This is a genomic window from Rhodococcus sp. 05-2254-5 (genome assembly GCF_002258575.1).
In the GTDB taxonomy this organism is placed as follows: domain Bacteria; phylum Actinomycetota; class Actinomycetes; order Mycobacteriales; family Mycobacteriaceae; genus Rhodococcoides; species Rhodococcoides fascians.
This window is the reverse complement of sequence record NZ_NOZG01000028.1, coordinates 51,690-72,661: the sequence shown is the minus strand read 5'-3', so window position 1 is coordinate 72,661 and position 20,972 is coordinate 51,690. Positions and strand designations below refer to the sequence as shown.

The window sequence follows — 20,972 nt, the reverse complement described above, 5'->3', positions numbered from 1 at the left end:
TTGTTTCAGGTTCTGCCCGTCCGGCGGCGCGCCGGGCCGATCACCGCGGTCAGCTCTCGACGATCAGACCCTGCGCAGCCGCGAAGGCCACTGCTTGCATCAGTTCGATCTTGGCCCCGCGCACCAGTGCGCCGACCCACAGCGACGCATCGACGACGGCTCCGCGCAGGTCCGACTCCTCCATTTTGGCACCGACGGTTCGTGCGCCCACGAGATCGACGGACCGCAGCACCGCTTTGCGAAGATCGGTCGAGGTCAGGTTCGCCTCCCGCATCCGACATCCGGTCAGATCGACGCCGCGCAGGTCGGCATTACCCAGCGAGGCCAACGTGAAATCGACTTCGTCGTAGGTGGCCGGACGCATGCGAGTGTCCACGAACACCGATCCCATCAACGTCGAGTGACGGAAGACGCTGTGCTGCAGATTGGTTCGAGTGAACGTGCACGATCGAAAGGCCGAGTTGGTGTGCACCGAATCCGTGAGGTCGGTACCGGTGAAGTCGCATTCGGTGAAGACGACCGAGTCGGTCCGCACATTGCTCATGTCCGCGTCACGGAAGGTGCACCGGACGAACTGCCTGCCCGACCACTCCCGCCCGTCGAGTCGAGAATCCGAGAAATCTTCGCCGATGGTCTGTTCGTCGTCCACCTGCCCCATCCTCCCCGGGCTCGTGGTGGCAGAGTGATCCGGGTGTTTCGACTCATGTTCTTCGAGCCCCGGATTCCGCAGAACACCGGCAATGCGATTCGCCTCGTCGCCGGCACCGGATGCGAACTGCATCTCGTGGGCCCCCTCGGGTTCGACATGTCCGAACCCAAGCTCAAACGTGCGGGATTGGACTACCACGACCTCGCGTCGGTCACCGTGCACCAGGACCTGCCGTCGGCGTGGTCCGCACTGGCCCCGGAACGGGTCTTCGCCTTCACCGCGCACGCAACACGCTCCTACGCCGACGTCGCCTACCAACCCGGTGACGTCCTACTGTTCGGACCGGAACCCACCGGACTCCCCGACGACGTCCTGACCGACCCCCATGTGACCGATCAGCTGCGCATCCCGATGATCCCCGGACGCCGATCACTCAACCTGGCGAACGCCGCAGCAGTGACGATGTACGAGGCCTGGCGCCAACACGACTATCAGGGCAGCGTCTGAGCGATTTGCGTTCGAGTGCGCTCGAAGCCATAGCTTTCCGTTCATGACACAACCGCTCGGACAACGGCATTGGCTCATCACCGGAGCATCCTCCGGCCTGGGTCGGGCGCTCACCGTCGCCGCCCTGGAGGCAGGCGACACCGTCGTCGCAGCGATGCGGCGACCCGAACGTCTCGACGACCTGGTTGCCGAGAACCCGGAATCCCTACTGACCATCGCCTTCGACGTCAGAAACACCGAATCCGCGCCGACCGTCGTCGAGGCCGCGATCGGCCGGTTCGGACGCGTCGACGTACTGGTGAACAACGGAGGCGTCGGGCAGATCGGTGCGGCGGAGGAGATAGACGACACGCGATTGCGCGACATGCTCGAACAACACGTGGTCGGGCCTGCTGCTCTGACCCGCGCAGTCCTGCCTCACATGCGAGAGCGGAGCGCGGGAACCATCGTGCAGGTCAGCAGCCAAGGCGGCCGCGTCTCGTTCCCGGGTGCCGGCTCGTATTCTGCAGGTAAATTCGCGCTCGAAGGCTGGTCTGAAGCCCTTGCCGGCGAGGTCGCTCGGTTCGGCATTCGAGTTCTCATCGTCGAACCGAGTCGGTTCAGGACCAGGTTCAACAATGCCGATGTACTCGAGATCGCAGACCCCATCGATGCCTACACCGCCCTGTTGGGCGCGCTCAGAGTCGACATGCTCGACGTCGACGGACGGCAAGAAGGCGATCCGGCCCGTGCCGCGCACATCATCCGCCGACTGGTCGACGCCGAATCCGCTCCCCTGCGCATCCCACTGGGGCGAGAAGCGGTTCGACGGCTACGCGAGTCGTACCGTCGGGAACTCGACTCCTTGAACACCCATGCCGAATTGTCCGCAAGCGCGGATTTCCCCGGTGTGCCCGAATCCGTCCGTCCGGTATGACTGCCCAGGTAGGACTATCTTCCCTCTCATGTCGACGAACGAACTGATGAACAGGGCGCTGTCGGCGGCCGTGGACTCGGCTGCGCCCCTGACGGTGGAGCTGCTGCACGACCTGATCGAGCCGTCGGAACTGCCCGAACCGCTCGGTATCGCCGAGGTAGCCGAACTACTCGGCATCTCCACACACACGCTGCGGTACTACGAGCGATGCGGCCTCATCGACGTCGATCGCGACGGACTCGAGCACAGACGATACGATTCCGCGGCCGTCCGTCGATCGGTGTTCCTGACAAGGATGCGGCTCTCGGGTATGCCCATGCGCGACCTCCGGAGATACGTCGCGCTGGTCGACAGCGGCGACCAGACTGTCCCGGAACGACTCGAGATGCTCGTCGCGCATCGCCACGCTATTCACAAGCGCATCCGAGAACTGCAACTGTCTCTCGTGGCAACCGAGTACAAGATCGCAACATACGGCGGCGCCACGGGTCCGTGATCCGGGTGAAACAACCGTTCGGCCCGGTGGGCATGTCTACGTCCTCGCACGTCAAATCGATTGTGAGCGTCGACAAATCGATCTGGTCGGAACGGCACCTGCGCTGTGAGACCCAACTATCGAGCCGCGTCCGACGGCTCGCCAGCCCTCCGATAACAATTTCCTTTCGTTCGGCGGTCGCCCGGGCATGCCGACTCGGAGCATCGCCACCCGCTCCGGAGACCGGCACCGGGCCGACAGGCAAGCCCCAATTACTTGTTGACGGAACGGAATCGACCGGACTCCGTACGTAAAACCTGGGCAGTACAAAGGCGGTACGAACCGACTCGACCGTTACCGCAGGGGTCCGAGAAATCGGACTTCTACGACGATTCATCTCCCGATGCCATCGGCACCGTTACACAATCTGTGTCTGCTTGCTGTCACGGACCCCCGGAGCGGGGTACCGTGTGCCGCACCGACCCGTTTCGCTCGTGAAGGAGCTTTCTGTTGTTCTCTGTTTCCCTGCCCCGTACGGTTTCTTCCAACTCCTCCTCCGCGCGAACGTTCAGTCGGTTCGGTAGTCGAATCGCCCGCACCGCAGCTATTTTCGCCATCGGATCGGGCCTGACGGCGGCCGCCTTCGCCGGCACCGCCACCGCGTCGGCGGCACCGGTCACGTGCGTGTCGCCGCCCTCGGCCAACGACATCCAGGTGAGTGACACAGCGAGCTGCGGAGCCACCTCGAACGGACCCGGAACCGCCACCGCCGGTGCCGCTGACAGCGGAACTGCCGTCAGTGTCAACGACGGGCCGGGCGCAACCAACACCTACGCCAACGGTTACGGTGTCGCGCTCGGAGCAAGCAAGAACGCGGGCACGGCATACGCGCTCGCACTCGGCGGCGGAATCGCGCACTCGTGGGCAGATGCCGGCCAGACGACCCTCGCGGTCGCAGGATGGGGATCCGGTGCCACATCCGAGGCACGAGGCGTCGACTGCGTAGGGCCGCTGTCGTTGGCACTGAACCTCACGAGCGGTCAGTTCTGCGTTCTCGGTAGCTGATTCTTCTTCCGATCGAGCGGAGCCGACTACCCCGACACGGACCCGTCGAGGTAGTCGGCTCCACCGACGTAGACAGTCCGGCCGGGCTTCTCGATGGGTCCGATTGCAGCCTCCGTCACAGCCGACGCGAACTCCGCAATGGTCGGGAGCGCACCCTGCGCGGTTCGCGCATCGACTGAGTCCGGGTTACGACGTTCGAGCAGGGTGACCACGATCGTGCCCTCGATCATGTCCCCGGACACCACGACCAATTCGATTCCCCGAGAATCCAATTCAGGAATCATCCCACGTAGTGCATCCTCCCCCGCCCGTTTGCTCGCAGCAACGGGTTCGTATTCGACGGGGACCGGTTTCTTGCCGTGAAAATGCGCCTGGTGGCTGGTGAGGAAGACGATCCGCGAGCCCGGCTCCATACGGTCGATACTCGCGCGAGCCAGCGCCACCTGCGCGTCGCGATTGATACTCATCGCGTAGTCGGGTTCTGCACCGAACTCCAGGCCACCCGAGGCATTGAGAACCAGAACGTCGATTGCGCCGAACTCGGCAACGACAACGTTCAGCATGGCGTCGATCGCGTCAGCGTCGGTGACGTCGGCACCCACAGGAAGTGCTGTGCCGCCGCACGTTGCCAGCTCGACCACGCGATCCCGTTCGACCACGCCAATCCCCTCGGCGGCGGCTGGACCACCGTCAACAACCTCCAATGCCTCTGCGAAAACCACCACAGCGTCAAAACCGCAGGCTACTGGACCGCCGTCATGCTCCCCGGCGGCGCCATCCTATGGACCTCCACCTCGAAGACCACCCGAATCACCCTGCCCGCCAACGGAACCACAGTACCCATCATCGGCAACGACCTCCGGCCACACATCCCCACCCAACCCAGACGATCCGGCATCATCGCCTACCCCGACCCACCCGACAACCCGACCCCCGAGCCAGAACCGACCAACGAAGAAGACGAGGAGCCGCCCTTCTGAGTATCGGTGCGCTCTGCGGTGCCTACTCATGGCAGCCTCGCGAATTCTGGTCGCTGCCGACCGGCATACTCGATCCATGAGGTATTCACGTGCGCACACCCGCCCGAGGGCGCTGTCGTTGCACGGACGGATTCGAGTGTTGACGATGAGCCTGGCCGCGCTCGCCGTTGCGGTCAGCGCTCTGGCGATCTACCTCGTCGCAGAGCAGTCGCTTCGCTCGCAGATCATCGACCGTGTCGGCCGAAACAGCGATGCGCTGATCGCCAGCGCAGCGTCGGGAGTGCCGGCCGATCTGTTCGGGTTCGGGATCGAGGACACAGAAGGAACCGCGGTCAAAGTTGCGTTGATGACCACCGATGGCACCTTGGTGTCCTCGTCCAACGGCACCTACCCCTTCACCAACTCCGATGGTGGGCTCGACGATCCGGAAAAGGCGGTTACCGAGGGCCGCACCGATCGGTCACTGCGGGAGGTTCGCGGCTACTACATTTCCGCCGAGCGCACCGATTCCGGTGAGACGATTATGGTGGCCGAAGCCCTGAGCGGTACCTCACCACTGCTCGGAAAACTCACGCTTGCCCTGATCCTCGTCGGGGCGTTTCTCGTCGCCCTCGCTGGTGTGGCCGGCGCAGCCGTCGCTCGCACCGGCCTTCGTCCGGTCAGACGGTTGCGCGCCGGAACGGAACGAGTGGCCAGGACGGGTGACTTCGAGCCCATCGACGTCAACGGAGACGACGAACTGGCGTCTCTTGCCAACAGTTTCAACGAGATGCTGGCTGCGCTCTCGCGGTCGCGGGCACGACAGGGACAGTTGATAGTCGACGCCGGTGCCGAACTGATGGAACCGTTGACCGCTCTGCGCACCAACATCGATCTGTTGATGTCCCTCGACGGCCCGAATGCCCCGGTCATGCCCGACGAGCAACAGGACCGACTGCGCGTGGAGGTCATCGAACAGATGGACGTCATCATCGGACTGGTGCACGACTTGGTCGACCATGCCAGAGAGCCCGCACCGACCCAGCAGTGAGAACCCAGCGGTGACGGTTAGCTGTCGCCGCCGAGCCGCTCTATTGTCGAACGATGAACGCTCCACTGACGATCGTGACCGGCGGCAGCCGCGGAATCGGAGCCGCAGTATCTCGGCGTCTCGTGGCCGATGGGCACGACGTCGTGATCGCCTACCGCTCCGATTCTGCGGCCGCCGACGCAGTGGTGAACGAACTGTCGAGCGCCGACCGAACGGTCGTCGCGATACGTGCCGACACCACCGACGAGCGGTCGGTGATCGATCTGTTCGCTGCTGCTGCCGAGATCGGCACTGTCACCGGATTGGTGAACAACGCCGGATCGGCGCGTGCAGTAGGGACCCTGGCGAACAACGACATCGAGACGATCAGGGCAGACTTGGACGTCAACCTGCTCGGCGTCCTGACCTGCTGCAAGTACGCCATACACGCGATGGCCGACCACGGCGGTGCCATCGTCAACATCTCCTCCGCGGCAGCCACCATCGGAAGCCCCGGTATGTACGTGCACTACGCCGCGGCCAAGGCAGCCGTCGACACCTTGACGGCCGGCCTGTCCAAAGAGCTTGCCGCGCAGAACATTCGTGTCAACGCCGTCGCGCCGGGAGTCATCGAGACCGAGTTTCACAAAGACCGTGAGCGACCACGGAAGATGGCGTCGAGCATCCCCCTCGGCCGCCCCGGAGTGCCCGACGAGATCGCCGGCGCGGTGTCGTGGCTGTTGTCCGAGGATGCGCGCTACGCCACCGGAACGGTCGTCCGAGTCGCAGGCGGAATGTGACGGACACTCGGCATGCCGATCAGCGAGGCGGAAGTCGATGCAGCTCGACGTCTGTCAGCTCGCCGCCTTCGGCAACGGCGGTGAGGTAGGTACAGAACGGCTGCCGACGCCGGTCCGTCGGAGATCCGGGGTTGAGCAGCCGTAGACGGTTGTCGGCCGTCGTATCCCACGGAATGTGACTGTGTCCGAACACGAGGACGTCGGTATCGGGGTATTCGGCCGCCATCCGGCGCTCGCGTCCTGTGGCGGCTCCGGTTTCGTGGACGACGGTGAAGCGCACGCCGCCGAGTGCCACGTCGGCACGTTCGGGCATGACCGCACGCAGCTCGTCGCCGTCGTTGTTTCCCCAGCAGGCGACCAGCGAACGAGATCGCTGCGAGAGTGCCTCGAACGTCGCGAGATTCACCCAATCGCCGGCATGGATCACCACATCGGCGTCGTCGACGGCGGCCCACACCTGATCGGGCAGCACTTTCGCTCGGGTGGGCAGGTGAGTGTCCGCGATGATCAGTAGCTTCACGCCTCGATTCTGCACCGGCGTCCTGCTCGATGACGCACGGGCAGGGCGGGAGTCCATCAGCGAAAGTCTCTGGATCGGGACGCAACTCGCAGATCCATCAATTGCAGATGATCTGCCACCACGGTCACCGCTCCCTCGGCATTCTGCACTTTGCCTCGAATGAGCAACGCCGGAGCGGTGATTGCGAGTTTGCGGTACTTCGCCCACAACCCCACCGAGCACACGACGTTGACCATGCCGGTTTCGTCTTCGAGGTTGATGAACGTAACGCCTCCCGCGGTTGCCGGACGTTGACGATGCGTCACTGCACCGCCGACGAGGACCCGGTCGCCATCGGGGATCTTCAGCAGCCGATTCGCGGGCACCACGCCGAGGGAATCCAGCCGATCCCGGAAGAACTGAGTAGGGTAGGAATTGGGTGACACTCCCGTTGCCCAGACATCGGCCGACGCCAGATCGAGGTCCGTCATACCCGGCAGCGCAGGCGCTTTCGTCGATGCGCCGACGCCGGGGAGCAGACCGGGCCGCTCCCCCGCGGCCGCTCCGGCAGCCCACAACGCCTCTCGACGAGTGGTGCCGAAACACCCCAGCGCGCCGGCCGTGGCCAGTGCTTCCGCTTGCGCCACCGACAGTTCGACGCGTCCCGTCAGATCCAGAAACGAGGTGTACGGCCCGTGTGCGTCTCGCGCATCGACGATCTTCTGGGCAAGTGTCGTCCCGATGAACTTCACGTCCGCCAAACCCATGCGGATCTCGAGACCGTCTGCCTCGAGATTTGCATGGCCGAGGCTGGCGTTGACGTCGGCACCGTGCACGACCACGCCGTGCCGTCTGGCATCGGCCACCAGAGACTGAGGTGAGTAGAAGCCCATCGGCTGAGCACGAAGGAGACCAGCACAGAACGCCGCCGGATGGTGCAGCTTGAACCACGACGAGTAGAAGACCAACGAGGCGAAGCTCTGCGAATGGCTCTCGGGAAAGCCGAAGTTGGCGAACGCCGAGAGCTTTTCGTAGATTCGATCCGCGGCTGCACCGGTGATGCCGTGCAGATCACGCATTCCGTCGTAGAACCGTCCACGAAGCAATTCCATCTTCTCCGGAGACCGTTTCGATCCCATGGCGCGACGCAGCTGATCGGCATCGGCGGCGCTGAAGCCCGCGACGTCGATGGCCATCTGCATCAGCTGTTCCTGGAACAGCGGCACGCCGAGAGTTCGATCGAGAGCTTTCTTCAGCGACGGATGATCGAAGGTGACCGGTTCGAGTCCGTTGCGCCGCTTGACGTACGGGTGCACCGAGCCACCTTGGATGGGACCGGGACGAATCAAGGCGACCTCGACGACGAGATCGTAGAAATTACGCGGCTTGAGCCGCGGAAGAGTGGCCATCTGGGCCCGCGACTCGACCTGGAACACACCGACCGAATCGGCCCGTTGCAGCATCTCGTACACCGCATGTTCGGACAGGTCGATCGAGGCGAGGTCGATCTCGATGCCCTTGTGTTCGGCGACCAGGTCGATCATGTAATGCAGAGCCGAGAGCATCCCGAGCCCGAGCATGTCGAACTTGACCAAACCCACTGCGGCACAATCGTCTTTGTCCCATTGCAGCACACTGCGATTCTCCATCGTCGCCCATTCCACCGGGCACACGTCGGCGATCGGTCGGTCGCAGATCACCATTCCTCCCGAATGGATGCCGAGGTGACGCGGAAAGCCCTCGATCTGACGCGCGAGGTCGAGAACGGAATCGGGGATCCCGTCGCCGTCCTGATCGCCGATTCCGGACCACCGGGTGATCTGCTTGCTCCACGCGTCCTGTTGCCCCTGGGAGAACCCGAGAGCGCGAGCCATGTCTCGTACCGAGGACTTCCCGCGATAGGTGATGACGTTGGCGACCTGAGCGGCATGGGTACGGCCGTACTTGGCGTACACATGCTGAATGGCCTCTTCCCGCCGATCCGACTCGATGTCGATGTCGATGTCGGGTGGTCCGTCGCGTTCGGGTGCGAGAAACCGCTCGAACAGCAACTTGTTGGCAACCGGATCGACGTTCGTGATTCCGATGGCGTAGCAGACGGCCGAGTTCGCCGCCGAACCTCGCCCCTGGCACAGAATGTCGTGGGTCTTGCAGAAATGAACGATGTCGTGCACCACCAGGAAGTAGCCAGGAAATTCGAGCCGCTCGATGATGTCGAGCTCGTACTCCAACTGCGAATATGCAGCCGGGTTCGCCGACTGCGGGCCGTACCGCCGGGCAGCACCCTCGAACGTGAGCCCCCGCAGGTAACTGATCTCGGTGTAACCGTCGGGCACCTCGAACGGTGGGAGACGAGGCGCAATCAGTTTCAGATCGAACGTGCATTCTCGACCCAGTTCGACGGCACCGCGCACTGCACCGGGATAGTGCTCGAACAGCTCCGCCATCTCCGCCCCCGACCGCAGATGTGCACCACCCGTCGGTGCCAGCCACCCTGCCGCCTCGTCCAGACTGCTCCGGGCACGTACCGCAGCCATCGCCATGGCCAACCTTCGGCTACGTGGACTGGCGTAGTGCGCCGCCGTGGTGGCGATCATCGGCAGACCGTACCGGCGAGCCAGCGCCGCGAGAGCGTCGTTGCGCTCATCGTCGTCGGCAGTACCGTGCCTGGTGAGCTCGACGGTGACGCGCTCGGCCCCGAACCGATCGACCAGATCACGCAGCGCGAGATCGGCCGCCTCCGGCCCACCCCGCGAGAGTGCTTGGCGAACATGCCCTTTGCGACAACCGGTCAGGATCTGCCAGTGCCCTCCCGCCGATTCGGTGAGTTCGTCCACGTCGTACCGCGGCTCACCCTTGACTCCGCCGGCCAGATGCGCGGCCGCGATCCGACGCGACAGCCGCCGATACCCTTCCTGTCCACGAGCGAGCACCAGAAGATGCGTACCGTCGGGATCGGTCGCTCCGGCCCTGGACCGGTGGGTGTCGAGTGACAGCTCGGCACCGAACACTGTTCCGATGCCGAGGGCTCGTGCTGCCTCGGCGAAACGTACGACGCCGTAGAAGCCGTCGTGGTCGGTGATCGCAATGGATTCGAGTCCCAGACGCACCGCTTCCTCGACCATTTCCTCCGGCTGCGATGCTCCGTCGAGAAAGCTGAACGCAGAATGCGCATGCAGTTCTGCGTACGGTGTCGACGGCCCCACCGAATCGAGCCGGCGACCCTGGTAGGCGTCGCGTTTGCGCGACCACGCCGGGCTGTCGCCCCCATCGCCTTCGACGACCGGCTTGGGGCGCCCGGAGAGGACTCGCTCCATTTCCGACCAGGTGGGCGGCCCGTCGTTCCATCCCATCGAGACCACCTCCTTCACACCGTCACGCAGATCGTCGAACACTTGTTCTAATGAGAACACGAGGGTCCGACACGATCAACTACAGTCGAATCGCTACTCACCCCTTCCACAGAGCCGGAGCACAGTTGTGACGCGTTGGGCATCGTTCGTCGTATCGCACAAGCGATGGGTGCTCGCCGTCGTCGTCGCGGTCGTAGCCGTCGGCGGCGTGCTGGGACTGGGCGTCTTCTCGAAACTGAGCGAGGGCGGATACGCCGACGCAGGCAGCGAATCGTCACAGGTCGCGCGGCTGGTCCAAGGCATCGGCCAACCGACCCCCGACATCGTCGCGATCTACACCGCACCCGACGGACGCACGATCGACGACATCGGACCACAGGTGCAGTCGACACTCGACGAATTCCGCAGCCGCTACACCCTCGGAAACGTGAACTCCTACTGGACCGCGGACCCGGTGACCAAGGAATTCCTGGTCTCGAAAGACCGAACCAAGGCGCTGGTGACCATCTCCCTGGGTGCGAAATCGGGAGTTACGTTCAACACGTTCGGTGAGCTACCTCCACAACTCGTCGTCCCCGGCATCGAGTCGCAATTCGCCGGCGCATCGGTCGTGGGAGTCTCGCTCAGCCAAACCCTCGAGCGAGACCTCGTGCGCTCGGAGATCATCGCCGTCCCCATCACACTTCTGCTTCTCGTCTTCATCTTCGGTGGCGTGATCGCCGCAGCGGTACCGGTGTTCGTCGGAATTCTCAGTGTGCTCAGCTCGCTGGCAATCCTGCGGGTGCTGACCGAATTCACCGAGGTGAGCTCGTTCTCGATCAACGTTGCGTCGTTGCTCGGCCTCGGCTTGGCCATTGATTACGGACTGTTCATCGTCAGTCGATTCCGCGAGGAACTCCGCACCGGGTCGTCGTCGATGGAGGCGACCGTACGTACCGTGTCCACTGCGGGCCGCACCGTCGTCTTCTCCGGACTGCTGCTGATCTGCGCGTTCGCGGGCATGCTGGTCTTCCCGCAGGCGGTGATTCGATCCCTCGGTTTCGGTGCCATGGCCGCGGTGGCCAGCGCCGCCCTGCTGTCCCTGACCGCGGTGCCCGCCCTGCTCGCCCTTCTCGGCACTCGCATCAACTCCTGGACCTGGTCGCGTACCGCCTCGGACCGCAGCGACGCACGCGCACACAAGTTCTGGGGTGGTGTCGTCACCCGAGTGATGAAGAATCCAGGAATCGTCGCCGCCGTCATCGTCGCGGGCCTGCTGATCGTCGCCACGCCGATTCTGAAGGTCTCCCTGGGGGAGGTCGACTACACGGCACTACCGAAGAACGACCCGGCACGGGCAGCCTTCGAAACCCTCGCCACCGACTTCGAGTCCACCGGCGACGGTGCCACCGTGGTGCTGCGGGGTCTCGACGGCGTCAAGCCTCAGGGCCCGCCCGTTGCGGAACTGACCGCAGCGATGAACGCCACCCCCGGCGTTGCCCGAGCCGAATTCCTCGGATCCAAGGACGATCTGGTGGCATTCCAGGCGTCCTACAGCGAACCCAGCGACGGAACGACCGAGGCTCGGTCCCAATCGAATGCGGTGACTGCCCTCCGCGCGATCACTCCACCGGACGGAACCGAAATCCTCGTCGGCGGCGGACGCGCGAACGTCGACGACGGTAATGCCGCGATAGCGAAATGGCTGCCGGTGATGATCGCGATCATGGTGATCTCGACGTTGGTCCTGCTCTTCCTGGCCTTCGGCTCGATAGTGCTGCCGATCAAAGCAGTTCTCATGGCCGGGCTGAGCCTGGCAGCGACCTTCGGAGCACTGACCTGGGTGTTCCAGGAAGGTCACGGTGCAAGCCTGCTGGGAGTGACGCCCGGTCCGCTCGAGTCGACCTTCGTCGTACTCATCCTCGCAGTCATCTTCGGCCTGTCGACCGACTACGAAGTGTTCTTGATGTCTCGGATGGTCGAAGCGCGCTCGGCAGGTGCTTCCACCGAGGAGGCCGTCATTTTCGGAGCCCAACGCACCGGACGCATCGTCACTGCCGCGGCCCTGATCCTGATCGTCGTCACCGGAGCATTCACGATCTCGGGCCTGTCGATCATGAAGTTCCTCGGCTTCGGCGTGATTCTGGCGCTGATCATCGACGCCACCATCATCCGCATGCTGCTGGTGCCCTCCTTGGTCAAGCTCATGGGCGAAGCCAACTGGTGGGCCCCGGCGTGGATGAAGAAAGTGCACGAGAAGGCCGGTATGGGGCACTAGCCGTCAAACTTACCGAGGAGTAAGGTCGCCTCGCATGGCGAGCTACATCGTGACCGGCGGTACGGGGTTTCTGGGTAAGAACGTGCTGCCCCGACTTCTCGGACGTGATGCGGACGCCCTCGTCCATGTACTCGTTCGACCGCAATCGGTCGCTCGACTCGAGAAGCTGGCCGACGATCTGGACGGCGGCGACAGAATCCGCCCACTGATCGGCGATCTCGTCGAACCCGGGCTCGGCCTGAAAGACGTTCCGGCCGACGTCGATCACATTCTGCATCTCGGTGCCGTCTACGACCTCACGGCGGGAGACGAGCAAACCCCGACCAATGTCGCCGGAACGGCGTCGGTGATCGAACTGGCGAAAAGGACCGGCGCTCGTCTGCACCACATCTCGTCGATCGCAGTGGCAGGTGACTACCGAGGGACGTTCTCCGAGAACGATTTCGACAAGGGGCAGAACTTTCCGACGGCGTATCACCGCACCAAGTTCGAGTCCGAGAAACTGGTTCGCGGCAGCTCCGCTGACTGGCGGGTGTACCGCCCTGCTGCCGTGGTCGGGCACTCCGAGACCGGCGCGACAGACAAGATCGATGGCCCGTACTACTTCTTTCCACTGTTCGCCGAGCTGGCGAAACTGCCGGCGGTCCTGCCGATCACGGTACCCAAGATCGGACACACCAACCTGGTTCCGGTCGACTACGTCGCGGACGCCATTGTGGAACTGGTTCACCGAGACACCCCGTCCGGCAGCGTTTTTCACCTGGTGAATCCGGAACCTCAGTCGATGGCCGAGGTGTACTCCGCATTCTCTTCGGCTGCCGGATCCCGCGCCAGAATCGTCGACATCCCAGGGAAGCTGGTTGCCCCCGTGGTGTCACCCACATCCGCAGCGGTTCGGAAACAACGCAACGCTGCGCTTCGCGATCTGGGCGTGCCGCCGGTGATGCTCGATCATCTGACTCTGCCGACCGTCTTCGAGTCCGCAACGACACAGAAAGCATTGCAGGGCAGCTCCATCGCACCGCCGCCACTGCGGACGTACGCCGACCGCCTGTGGCAATACTGGATGGAGAATCTCGACCCCAAACGCAACCGCCGAGACGATCCACGCGGTCCGCTGTTCGGCCGTCACATCGTCATCACCGGCGGGTCCTCCGGTATCGGCAGGGCCAGCGCCGAGGCCGCTGCACGAAAAGGAGCGGTGGTCATCGTGCTCGCGCGCGGCCAAGATCAGTTGGACGAGGTCGTCCAGCAGATTCGCGCCGACGGCCATGTCGCTCATGGGTATTCGTGCGATGTCACCGACAGTGAGTCTGTCGAACGAACAGTGAAAGCGATACTGCACGACCACGGGCATGTGGACATGCTCGTCAACAGCGCGGGCCGATCCATTCGCCGCGCGCTCTACCGTTCCACCGACCGACTGCACGACTACGAACGCACCATGGCCGTCAACTACTTCGGCGCGATTCGTGTGGTGTTGGCGCTACTGCCGCACATGCGCGAACGCAGCTTCGGGCATGTGGTCAACATCTCCAGCGCTGCAGTGCTGGGGCACCCACCTCGGTTCTCGGCGTACGTGGCGAGCAAGGCAGCACTCGACGGTTTCACCGATGTTGCTGCAGCAGAGACGCTCTCGGACGGAATCACCTACACGACCATTCACATGCCGCTGGTGGACACCCCGATGATCACCCCGACGGGCGACAAGAACGTCGGCACTGTCTTCTCACCGGAGAAGGCAGCCGCGATCGTCATCCGCGCGTTGAGCGACAAGCCGAAGCGAATCGACACCCCACTGGGAACACTCGGACAGTTCGGGGCCATCTTCAGCCCCAAGGGCAAAGATCGCACGATGCATCAGCACTACCGAAAATTTGCCGAGTCGGCCGCCGCCAAGGGCGAAACGCCGGTACCCGTCGAAGACGGGAAAGTGCCCTATCGGGTTCGGCCGTACGACCCGTCGACCCCCAGCGCGCGTATCGGCAAGGTCGTCCGCCGCATCGGCAGGTTGGTACCCGGCACCAGTTGGTGACGTGCACGTCAGGGGGCCACGGCAGTCCACAGGGTCCAGCGATCGCGTTCGATCAACTCACCTTCGGCCAGGCGAGCCCTCAGATGCTCGACCAACTCCGTAAGTTCGACGTCGGAGAGTTCGTGCAGGATCGAGCGGCCTGTTCTGCCCGCGATTTCGTCGAGGTATTCGTCAAGGCCGGAGTAGCGGCGACGGGTTTCCCAGAATTGCTGCGTAGCGACATCGACGAATCCAGCTCGGGACAACGCGCCACGGACATCGTCGACGCCATGCCGTCGTCGAAGTTCGATGTCCATCAGCCGTGGAAATGCGTCGAAAAAATAGCCGCGCGGGTTGGTTGCGGAGCCGGACAGCCCGGCGTCCTCGGCCGTGCGGTCCTGGATGATCACCGTCCCACCCGGTCGTAGAAGCCGAGCAGACTCGAGCGCCACTGTGTAGGCGTCGGGCAGATGGTGAACGAGGGCGCGAGCGAACACGATGTCGGCTTGTCCGTCGGGCAAGCCGGTGTGCTCGGCACCAGCGCAGACGAATTCGATATCTTCGGGCGACGAGCGTCGGGCCGATTCGAGGATCGGCGGACTCGAATCGATCGCCGTCACACTCGCCCCCATAGAACGCCATGCCCGCGCATAGGTTCCGCCGCCGCACCCGAGATCGACCACGTGCGATCCGACCGGATCGACGATACGGACGACGGCGTCGCTCCAGGATGAGTCGGCCTCACGGTTCGAGTAGGTGTTGTTGTTGCGCGGATCACGAAAGTCGATAGGCATGTGAACGAGTACAGCGAGCCACACCGAGGGCGTCCACCATTTAGTGTGGGGCTACATGTTGGCTCTGCATCTTCGGGCCGCCGACTTGGCGGACACGTCACTGACCGTCTCGCCTCTGTTCGAGACGGTCCTGAGCCTGCGCACATGGACCGCTCCGAACCGGCACCCGCTGCACGAGCCCTGGCGACGACGCGTCCGATCGGCATGGCAGCAGTGTGACACCGAGATGCTGACGGCGCTGGTCTCTCCCGATGGGAGAATCCCGGATTTCCTCGCACCCCGACCGCCCACTCAGTCGCCGGCTTTCGACGACGAGATCGCTGTTGTCGGGGCAACACCGGCAACGGAGATGCGACGCGATATCGCGGCCGCCTTCTCCGCTGACATTCCTGCGGTCCTCGTCGGTCCGGCCCGAGAGGTGCGCACCCGTGCAGTCCATGCGCTCTCGCACTACTGGGCAACGTGCCTCGAACCCGACTGGTCCAGGATCCGAGCAGTATTGGATGGCGATCTGGACTACCGCGCGCAACAGCTTTCGCACTTCGGGGCACGAAAGATGTTCGAGCATCTCGATTCTCGTGTCCGATGGGACGATGGCGTGCTGTGGGTCGACAGGCTAGAGGACCAGGTGTGGGTCGACGTCGACGGACGTGGACTTCCTCTCATTCCGTCGGTGTTCGTGCACGGCGCGATCACGCAGACGAGCCCGACGCGAGCTCCCTCCCTGGTGTATCCGGCCCGCGGGCGAGGCGCAGTGTGGGACATGGGGCGGACAGCTCCGAACCGGGCGCTGACCAATCTTCTCGGCACCCAACGTGCAACGATTCTCACGCTGCTCGATGCGCCCACCACCACCGGGGAACTCGCTGCGGCACTGGCCGTCTCACCCAGCGCAGCGAGCCAGCATCTTCGCGTTCTGCGCGAAGCAGCGGTGGTGCGACGCGTCAGACAGGGACGATCGGTGTTGTACGTACGCACTTCGCTGGGGGACGAGCTGCTCGGGCGGAGTCGATAGACCGCCCACCGTCACGCTGTCAGTCGGTGATTCACCGCGCTGACATCGCATCACTCGATCATGGAGTGGGCGGTCCGGGTGATGTTCCGTTACGGGTCCACGTCTGCGAAGCTGTCACGCGTGATCGCCGAGAAGCTGCCGTTGTTCGTGACCGATCGTGCGGCCGCTGCTGTTCTGGCGGCAGCATTCACCGGTTTCGTGTGGTCGGAATACAAGATGGGAATGCGGAAGCCGCGTGCCGGCTCTTCGAATCGAGACAATGGTTCCGGTCGCGCCGTCGGCCGCGGCCTGGTGCTCTCGTATGGCGGAGGCCTTCTCCTGAGCGTGATCTCGCCTGCCACTGTATGCACCCGCCACCGACGGGCGGTGTTCCTGACAGGGTTGGCCACCGCAACCCTCGGGCAGACACTTCGGGTCTCGGCAGCTCGCACACTCGGAGAGTCCTTCACCTTCGTGGTCCACACACACCCTGAGCAACTCGTGGTTCGGACGGGCCCGTATCGGTTCATTCGCCACCCGTCGTATACCGGCGCACTGATCTGTGCGCTCGGTTTCTGTATTGCGTACGGGAACTGGCTTTCTCCCGCCATGGTGGCATTTCTGGCCGGAGGATACGTACGCAGAATCCCATCGGAGGAGAAGGCCATGCTCGAGGGATTGGGAGACGCGTACGCCGACTACATGGCACGCTCGAAACGATTGGTGCCCTTCGTTTTCTAGCCTGGTTTTTCCTCAGCGCAACAGAGCTCTTGCCCACACTCGCAGAAATCCCTGACTCAGGTATGTCAATGAGCCGATGGCCAGTATCCATTTGACGGTGCTGACCACGGTGGTGGCCCGTACGACGGTGTCGGAGATCTGTTCTCGGTTGTCCACCAGTATCAGCCCGACGATGTTTTCGATGTAGTCACCGGCAGCGGAGGCCACGGGAGCGACGGCCAATGCCGTCGTTACTGCAGGGCTCAGCGGAGTCTTCGCAGCCAAGCTCCTCGCACCCGCACGCAGTGCGATGGCATAGATGGCAGGGTGGACGAAGTCGGGCAGATAATGACTGCGGAAGCGGGCGATCTCCGTCTCGTCCATGCTCGCCAGAATCTGCCGGTACCGCTGTTCGGACCAGGCCGTCTGCACGGCAAGCACTTTCGGTGCCGCGGGCCCGAGCAACCGGGCGATATTGGCCTGGGAGACGACGAACAACGCCGACCATCCCAGCAGCTTCCGATCCAGCACAGTCAGCGACATGAGAGCAGATTACTGCGTCAGAAATGGACGAACTACCGCTTCGAAGGCTGAGTAGCCATCGCGGTGGATGCTGTGTCCGGTCCTGAATGCCTCCACTCGACAGTTCGGAATGCTCGCCACCATCGCGTCGAGCCGAACCGGATCGACCATGCCGCCCGGACCTCCGCGAAGTACCAACGTCGGAGCAGTGATGTCGGCCAACGACTCCCACCACCGCGGGTTCGGCCGACGGAACTGCTCGAGAGCAGTGGCGGTCATCGATCGATCGAACGCGAGTACCGCACGGGGATGCAGAACAACGCTGGTCGCCGCATGCCAGAGTTCGGTGACCGACGGCATCCGGCCGGTCAGGGTCGGCGGGGCGTCCCCCGGCCTGATCGGTATCGGAAGTTCTTCGAGAACCAGGCGTCGGACGAGAGACGGGCGACGCTGCGCCACGAGCGAGACCGCGTATCCACCGAGTGAATGTCCGACGAGATCGACTTCGGTGAGCCCGAGGTGATCGATCAGGGCGAGGAGATCACCGCCGAACATGTCGAACTCGTACGTGGGCGTGTGGGCACTCTTGCCGTGCCCTCGGAGGTCGACGGTGATCACCCGGCGACCGTGCGCGGTCAGAGCCCGAGCGAAGCGATCCCAGGTTCCGCTGTCTCCGCCCATGCCGTGCACCAGCATCACCGGTGCCGCACTCGTGTGTTCCTGCGGCACGAACGAGCGATACGCGATGTCGACGCCATCGAGGTCGACCGTCTCGGACATCATCTGCATTTCCCCGACGGTAGCGGTTCCTACTCGTAGATTCCTTCCACCCGCCACAGACCGTCGTCGAACACCAGCAGCAACGCCCTCTCGTCGTCGAGCACCACCTGTGCCCGCGCCGTCGGCCCCGTCGATCCTTGCCCGCTGTCCCACCACCGTTCGTCGACGGGCCACGGCCCGGCCAGGCCCGTCAACTCCCATTCCTTGGTTCCCCACCGCAATCTCTTGGGTGGCGCATCGAACACACCGCGGTCGGTGACGCCGATTCCCGAACCCGCCCGATTCATCAGCGTCACTGCCGGGCGTGTCTCGATCACCGCCGCCGGTGCCGGCTCGGGTAGTCGGCCAGGCCACGGGGCCGATGGATCGGACAGCGGCACCAGCTCGTCCCCCAGTGGACGCAACGTGATCCGCTCGGCCGGCCCGCGTCCACCGCTGAGAACACCCCCGAGCACCGATTCGCCGCCGAGCAGACCCTGAACGCGTACCAACGCCCGACGCGCCCTGTCGTCCTCGTCACCGACACTGCCCCACAAACCCAGCTGCAACTCCCCCGCTGCCACCACTTCGATCGGCTCGAGGCGCAGGACGGTGATCGCCGACGTCGGCTTGTTCTCGCTGCGTCCGGTGATCCAGCCGTCGAGTTGCCACCGCACGCGATCGGCCGTGCCCTCCGGCGTCAACGGCTCGGCGCACCGCCAGATTCGCGACAGATTCTCACCGTTGCCGGTACTGGCGTGCACCAGCAACCGAGTGCACGCAACAGCAGCCGCGGCGAGCTTGGTGTGCAGCTGCTCGGCCAATGCGCGCCCGGCGAACGCGGCTGCATCCACCCGATCGATCGGCGGATCGCACAGATACTCCACATCCAGGTCGGGAGGCAGAGCACGGGCAGACGGCGGCCTTTCGGGCTCACCGCGGGCACTGCGATGCGCCAGCACGGCATCGGTACCGAATCGCGATGCCACATCCGACGGAGACAGGGCAGCGAAGTCCCCGATTCTGCGTAAACCCAAGCGGTGCAACAGATCCACCAGTTCACCACGATCGGCCGCGGCCATACTGGGCTCCGCCGAGAGTTCGGCGATCGGTAACGGCGAAAGAAACCCGGCACCACCACCGCGCGGCACCACCTGTGCGTACCGCGCGGCGACGACTGCGGTGGACAACTCGTCGGCAATCCCGATCTGACATTCGACACCTGCAGCCGACGCTTCGTCGATCAACCGCTCCGCGGCGCGATGCTCGGTACCGAAGTACCGTCCGACACCACGCGCTGCAAGAACCAACAGGCCCGGCCGCAGCACTTCGACGCCGGGGGCGATGGCCGCGACAGCCGAGACCACGGGCTCGAACAGGCGTGCATCACGATCGGTATCGGCAACGGCCACATGCACGTCGGGGCACCGCGCCTGCGCCTCCCGGCGACGTAGGCCGCGCTTGATGCCCGACGCCCGTGCAGTGGCCGAGCAGGCGACGACCCGGTTGGCAGACGTGACGACCACCGGGTGCGTCGCCGGTAGATCGGCCTGAGCTGCTGCGGCGACGGCAGGCCAGTCGGGACACCACAGCGCCAGAACACGGTTGGACTGGCCGGTACTCATGTCGAGACCGCGATCGACAACGGATTCGACTCCTGCTGTTCGGCATGCCATTCGATGCGGCCGTTCTCCGCACGCAAGTCGAATCGAACCGTACGAGGACGCATCGCTTTGCCCCGCGCGCACACCGACAATCGAACCCCACGCAGCCGGCCACGCCCCAGCTCACGGCCTGTGCCGAGGCCGTCGTAACCGTGCACCGACGCGTCGAGTCGTAGCTCGGCTCCGTCCCAGTGCCCGTCGGTCACCACCAACGTCGACCCTTTGCTGCGGGCGCGCGCCACTACTGCCCTGGCCCGAGTCGGTGGTACCGACAGGCCGCCGAGACCGAGGACGACGAGATCGACGCCGTCGAGCAGGATCGCCGCCACTTCCACCGGGTCGGGGCCGGGATCGGGAATCAGAGCCAACTTGCTCAGTTGCGCGCCCATCTCCACCGCAGCCAGCAGCCCGAAGCGGGGCTGACCTATGACGGCGACATGGCCACCGGCACCGGTCACCGCGGCCACCAACCCGATCAACAACGAACCGGCACCGGACACCGAGGCCACCGTTCCGCGCACCAGACCACCGTGCGGAAGAACCTCCATCAGCGCCGACGGCACCGGAAGAACAGGCCGCCTACGGGTCGGTATCGACACCTGCTCCGAGCCGTTGACGACGTCGGAATCGGGGTCGGAATCGGGGTCGGTAGGGCGGGGACGAACGGAAGCAGAACTCTCGATGCGCACCGAGGCCGTTTCACCGCGAGACGGTACGGCAGCCATCCGACTGCGTAGCAGCGCCACCCGCTCGGGAAGCGACAACCCGTCGAGCGCATCCGGCGGTACGGAAGCCTGTGCTGCAGCCTCGGAAACAGACATGTCACTCCCCTTCACTGCATGAAAAATCGAGCCGAAACACCGGTGTTCGACGGACGCGGGAAGTGACGTATTCGAACACAATTTCGATCTGCACCCAGTAAAGCCGTTCGGACGGCAACTCGTCAAGGCGATGCCGTAGCCCCTGGTAGAGGCGGTAGTACCGCTGCTGCGGGC

General features: G+C 64.2%; 20 protein-coding genes. 11 read left to right on the top strand and 9 right to left on the bottom strand.

Annotated features, from left to right (window positions below; genetic code table 11):
* Nucleotides 1–49: 49 nt before the first annotated feature.
* Nucleotides 50–658, bottom strand: a complete 609-nt coding sequence (locus tag CH278_RS18985; protein WP_032400122.1) for a pentapeptide repeat-containing protein — start codon at nucleotides 656–658, stop codon at nucleotides 50–52.
* A 33-nt stretch (nucleotides 659–691) separates the two neighbouring features.
* On the opposite strand from CH278_RS18985, the gene CH278_RS18980 reads away from it, so the two are divergent.
* The 4 genes from CH278_RS18980 to CH278_RS18965 all read left to right on the top strand — a co-directional run bounded on the left by CH278_RS18980 (nucleotide 692) and on the right by CH278_RS18965 (nucleotide 3,612).
* Nucleotides 692–1,156, top strand: coding sequence for a tRNA (cytidine(34)-2'-O)-methyltransferase (locus tag CH278_RS18980; RefSeq protein WP_179273747.1), 465 nt, complete (start codon nucleotides 692–694; stop codon nucleotides 1,154–1,156).
* 43 nt (nucleotides 1,157–1,199) lie between these two features.
* Nucleotides 1,200–2,072, top strand: a complete 873-nt coding sequence (locus CH278_RS18975) for an SDR family oxidoreductase (RefSeq protein ID WP_094622609.1) — start codon at nucleotides 1,200–1,202, stop codon at nucleotides 2,070–2,072.
* Between the two features lie 28 nt (nucleotides 2,073–2,100).
* Nucleotides 2,101–2,568, top strand: a complete 468-nt coding sequence (locus tag CH278_RS18970) for a MerR family transcriptional regulator (protein ID WP_094622608.1) — start codon at nucleotides 2,101–2,103, stop codon at nucleotides 2,566–2,568.
* A 489-nt stretch (nucleotides 2,569–3,057) separates the two neighbouring features.
* Nucleotides 3,058–3,612, top strand: coding sequence for a DUF6764 family protein (locus CH278_RS18965; RefSeq protein ID WP_174557274.1), 555 nt, complete (start codon nucleotides 3,058–3,060; stop codon nucleotides 3,610–3,612).
* Nucleotides 3,613–3,638: 26 nt separating this feature from the next.
* Here the strand turns inward: CH278_RS18965 and CH278_RS18960 are convergent, their stop codons facing one another.
* Complete coding sequence (locus CH278_RS18960; RefSeq protein WP_256991783.1) at nucleotides 3,639–4,271, bottom strand: SDR family oxidoreductase; 633 nt, start codon at nucleotides 4,269–4,271, stop codon at nucleotides 3,639–3,641.
* Nucleotides 4,272–4,370: 99 nt separating this feature from the next.
* Between CH278_RS18960 and CH278_RS18955 the strand changes: the two genes are divergently transcribed.
* The 3 genes from CH278_RS18955 (at nucleotide 4,371) to CH278_RS18945 (ending at nucleotide 6,401) form a co-directional block, all read left to right on the top strand.
* Nucleotides 4,371–4,592 carry a hypothetical protein gene (locus CH278_RS18955; RefSeq protein ID WP_094622606.1) on the top strand — a complete coding sequence of 74 codons (222 nt, stop codon included), beginning with the start codon at nucleotides 4,371–4,373 and terminating at the stop codon, nucleotides 4,590–4,592.
* Nucleotides 4,593–4,668: 76 nt separating this feature from the next.
* The gene (locus CH278_RS18950) at nucleotides 4,669–5,622 is read left to right on the top strand and encodes a HAMP domain-containing protein (RefSeq protein ID WP_032400176.1); all 954 of its coding nucleotides are present in this window, start codon (nucleotides 4,669–4,671) and stop codon (nucleotides 5,620–5,622) included.
* A gap of 53 nt (nucleotides 5,623–5,675) precedes the next feature.
* Nucleotides 5,676–6,401: an SDR family NAD(P)-dependent oxidoreductase gene (locus CH278_RS18945; protein ID WP_032408008.1), complete on the top strand. Its 726-nt coding sequence runs from the start codon at nucleotides 5,676–5,678 to the stop codon at nucleotides 6,399–6,401.
* A 19-nt stretch (nucleotides 6,402–6,420) separates the two neighbouring features.
* Here the strand turns inward: CH278_RS18945 and CH278_RS18940 are convergent, their stop codons facing one another.
* Together CH278_RS18940 and CH278_RS18935 are read right to left on the bottom strand one after the other, a co-directional pair.
* A complete protein-coding gene (locus CH278_RS18940; protein WP_032408149.1) occupies nucleotides 6,421–6,921 on the bottom strand; it encodes a metallophosphoesterase family protein in 501 nt (166 codons plus the stop codon).
* A gap of 56 nt (nucleotides 6,922–6,977) precedes the next feature.
* The gene (locus tag CH278_RS18935; RefSeq protein WP_094622645.1) at nucleotides 6,978–10,253 is read right to left on the bottom strand and encodes an error-prone DNA polymerase; all 3,276 of its coding nucleotides are present in this window, start codon (nucleotides 10,251–10,253) and stop codon (nucleotides 6,978–6,980) included.
* Nucleotides 10,254–10,380: 127 nt separating this feature from the next.
* Between CH278_RS18935 and CH278_RS18930 the strand changes: the two genes are divergently transcribed.
* Together CH278_RS18930 and CH278_RS18925 are read left to right on the top strand one after the other, a co-directional pair.
* On the top strand, nucleotides 10,381–12,510 hold the full coding sequence (locus CH278_RS18930) for an MMPL family transporter (protein WP_032387027.1): 2,130 nt from the start codon (nucleotides 10,381–10,383) through the stop codon (nucleotides 12,508–12,510).
* Between the two features lie 34 nt (nucleotides 12,511–12,544).
* Complete coding sequence (locus CH278_RS18925; protein ID WP_094622605.1) at nucleotides 12,545–14,545, top strand: SDR family oxidoreductase; 2,001 nt, start codon at nucleotides 12,545–12,547, stop codon at nucleotides 14,543–14,545.
* Between the two features lie 8 nt (nucleotides 14,546–14,553).
* Here CH278_RS18925 and CH278_RS18920 read toward each other — a convergent pair whose 3' ends face one another.
* Entirely contained in the window at nucleotides 14,554–15,318 is a 765-nt protein-coding gene (locus CH278_RS18920) for a class I SAM-dependent methyltransferase (protein WP_094622604.1), read from the bottom strand.
* A 55-nt stretch (nucleotides 15,319–15,373) separates the two neighbouring features.
* Between CH278_RS18920 and CH278_RS18915 the strand changes: the two genes are divergently transcribed.
* Together CH278_RS18915 and CH278_RS18910 are read left to right on the top strand one after the other, a co-directional pair.
* Entirely contained in the window at nucleotides 15,374–16,333 is a 960-nt protein-coding gene (locus CH278_RS18915; RefSeq protein ID WP_032365676.1) for an ArsR/SmtB family transcription factor, read from the top strand.
* A 120-nt stretch (nucleotides 16,334–16,453) separates the two neighbouring features.
* Entirely contained in the window at nucleotides 16,454–17,053 is a 600-nt protein-coding gene (locus CH278_RS18910; protein ID WP_230591929.1) for a methyltransferase family protein, read from the top strand.
* 12 nt (nucleotides 17,054–17,065) lie between these two features.
* Here the strand turns inward: CH278_RS18910 and CH278_RS18905 are convergent, their stop codons facing one another.
* From CH278_RS18905 to CH278_RS18890, 4 genes are read right to left on the bottom strand one after another with little or no spacing between them, the layout of a single operon-like run.
* Nucleotides 17,066–17,575, bottom strand: a complete 510-nt coding sequence (locus CH278_RS18905; protein ID WP_032365598.1) for a hypothetical protein — start codon at nucleotides 17,573–17,575, stop codon at nucleotides 17,066–17,068.
* A 9-nt stretch (nucleotides 17,576–17,584) separates the two neighbouring features.
* Nucleotides 17,585–18,343 carry an alpha/beta fold hydrolase gene (locus tag CH278_RS18900; protein WP_371833675.1) on the bottom strand — a complete coding sequence of 253 codons (759 nt, stop codon included), beginning with the start codon at nucleotides 18,341–18,343 and terminating at the stop codon, nucleotides 17,585–17,587.
* 20 nt (nucleotides 18,344–18,363) lie between these two features.
* Entirely contained in the window at nucleotides 18,364–19,938 is a 1,575-nt protein-coding gene (locus CH278_RS18895; protein WP_027496378.1) for a DNA polymerase Y family protein, read from the bottom strand.
* Entirely contained in the window at nucleotides 19,935–20,798 is an 864-nt protein-coding gene (locus CH278_RS18890) for a hypothetical protein (protein ID WP_032400129.1), read from the bottom strand. The genes CH278_RS18895 and CH278_RS18890 overlap by 4 nt, the downstream gene beginning before the upstream one ends.
* Between the last annotated feature and the right edge of the window lie 174 nt (nucleotides 20,799–20,972).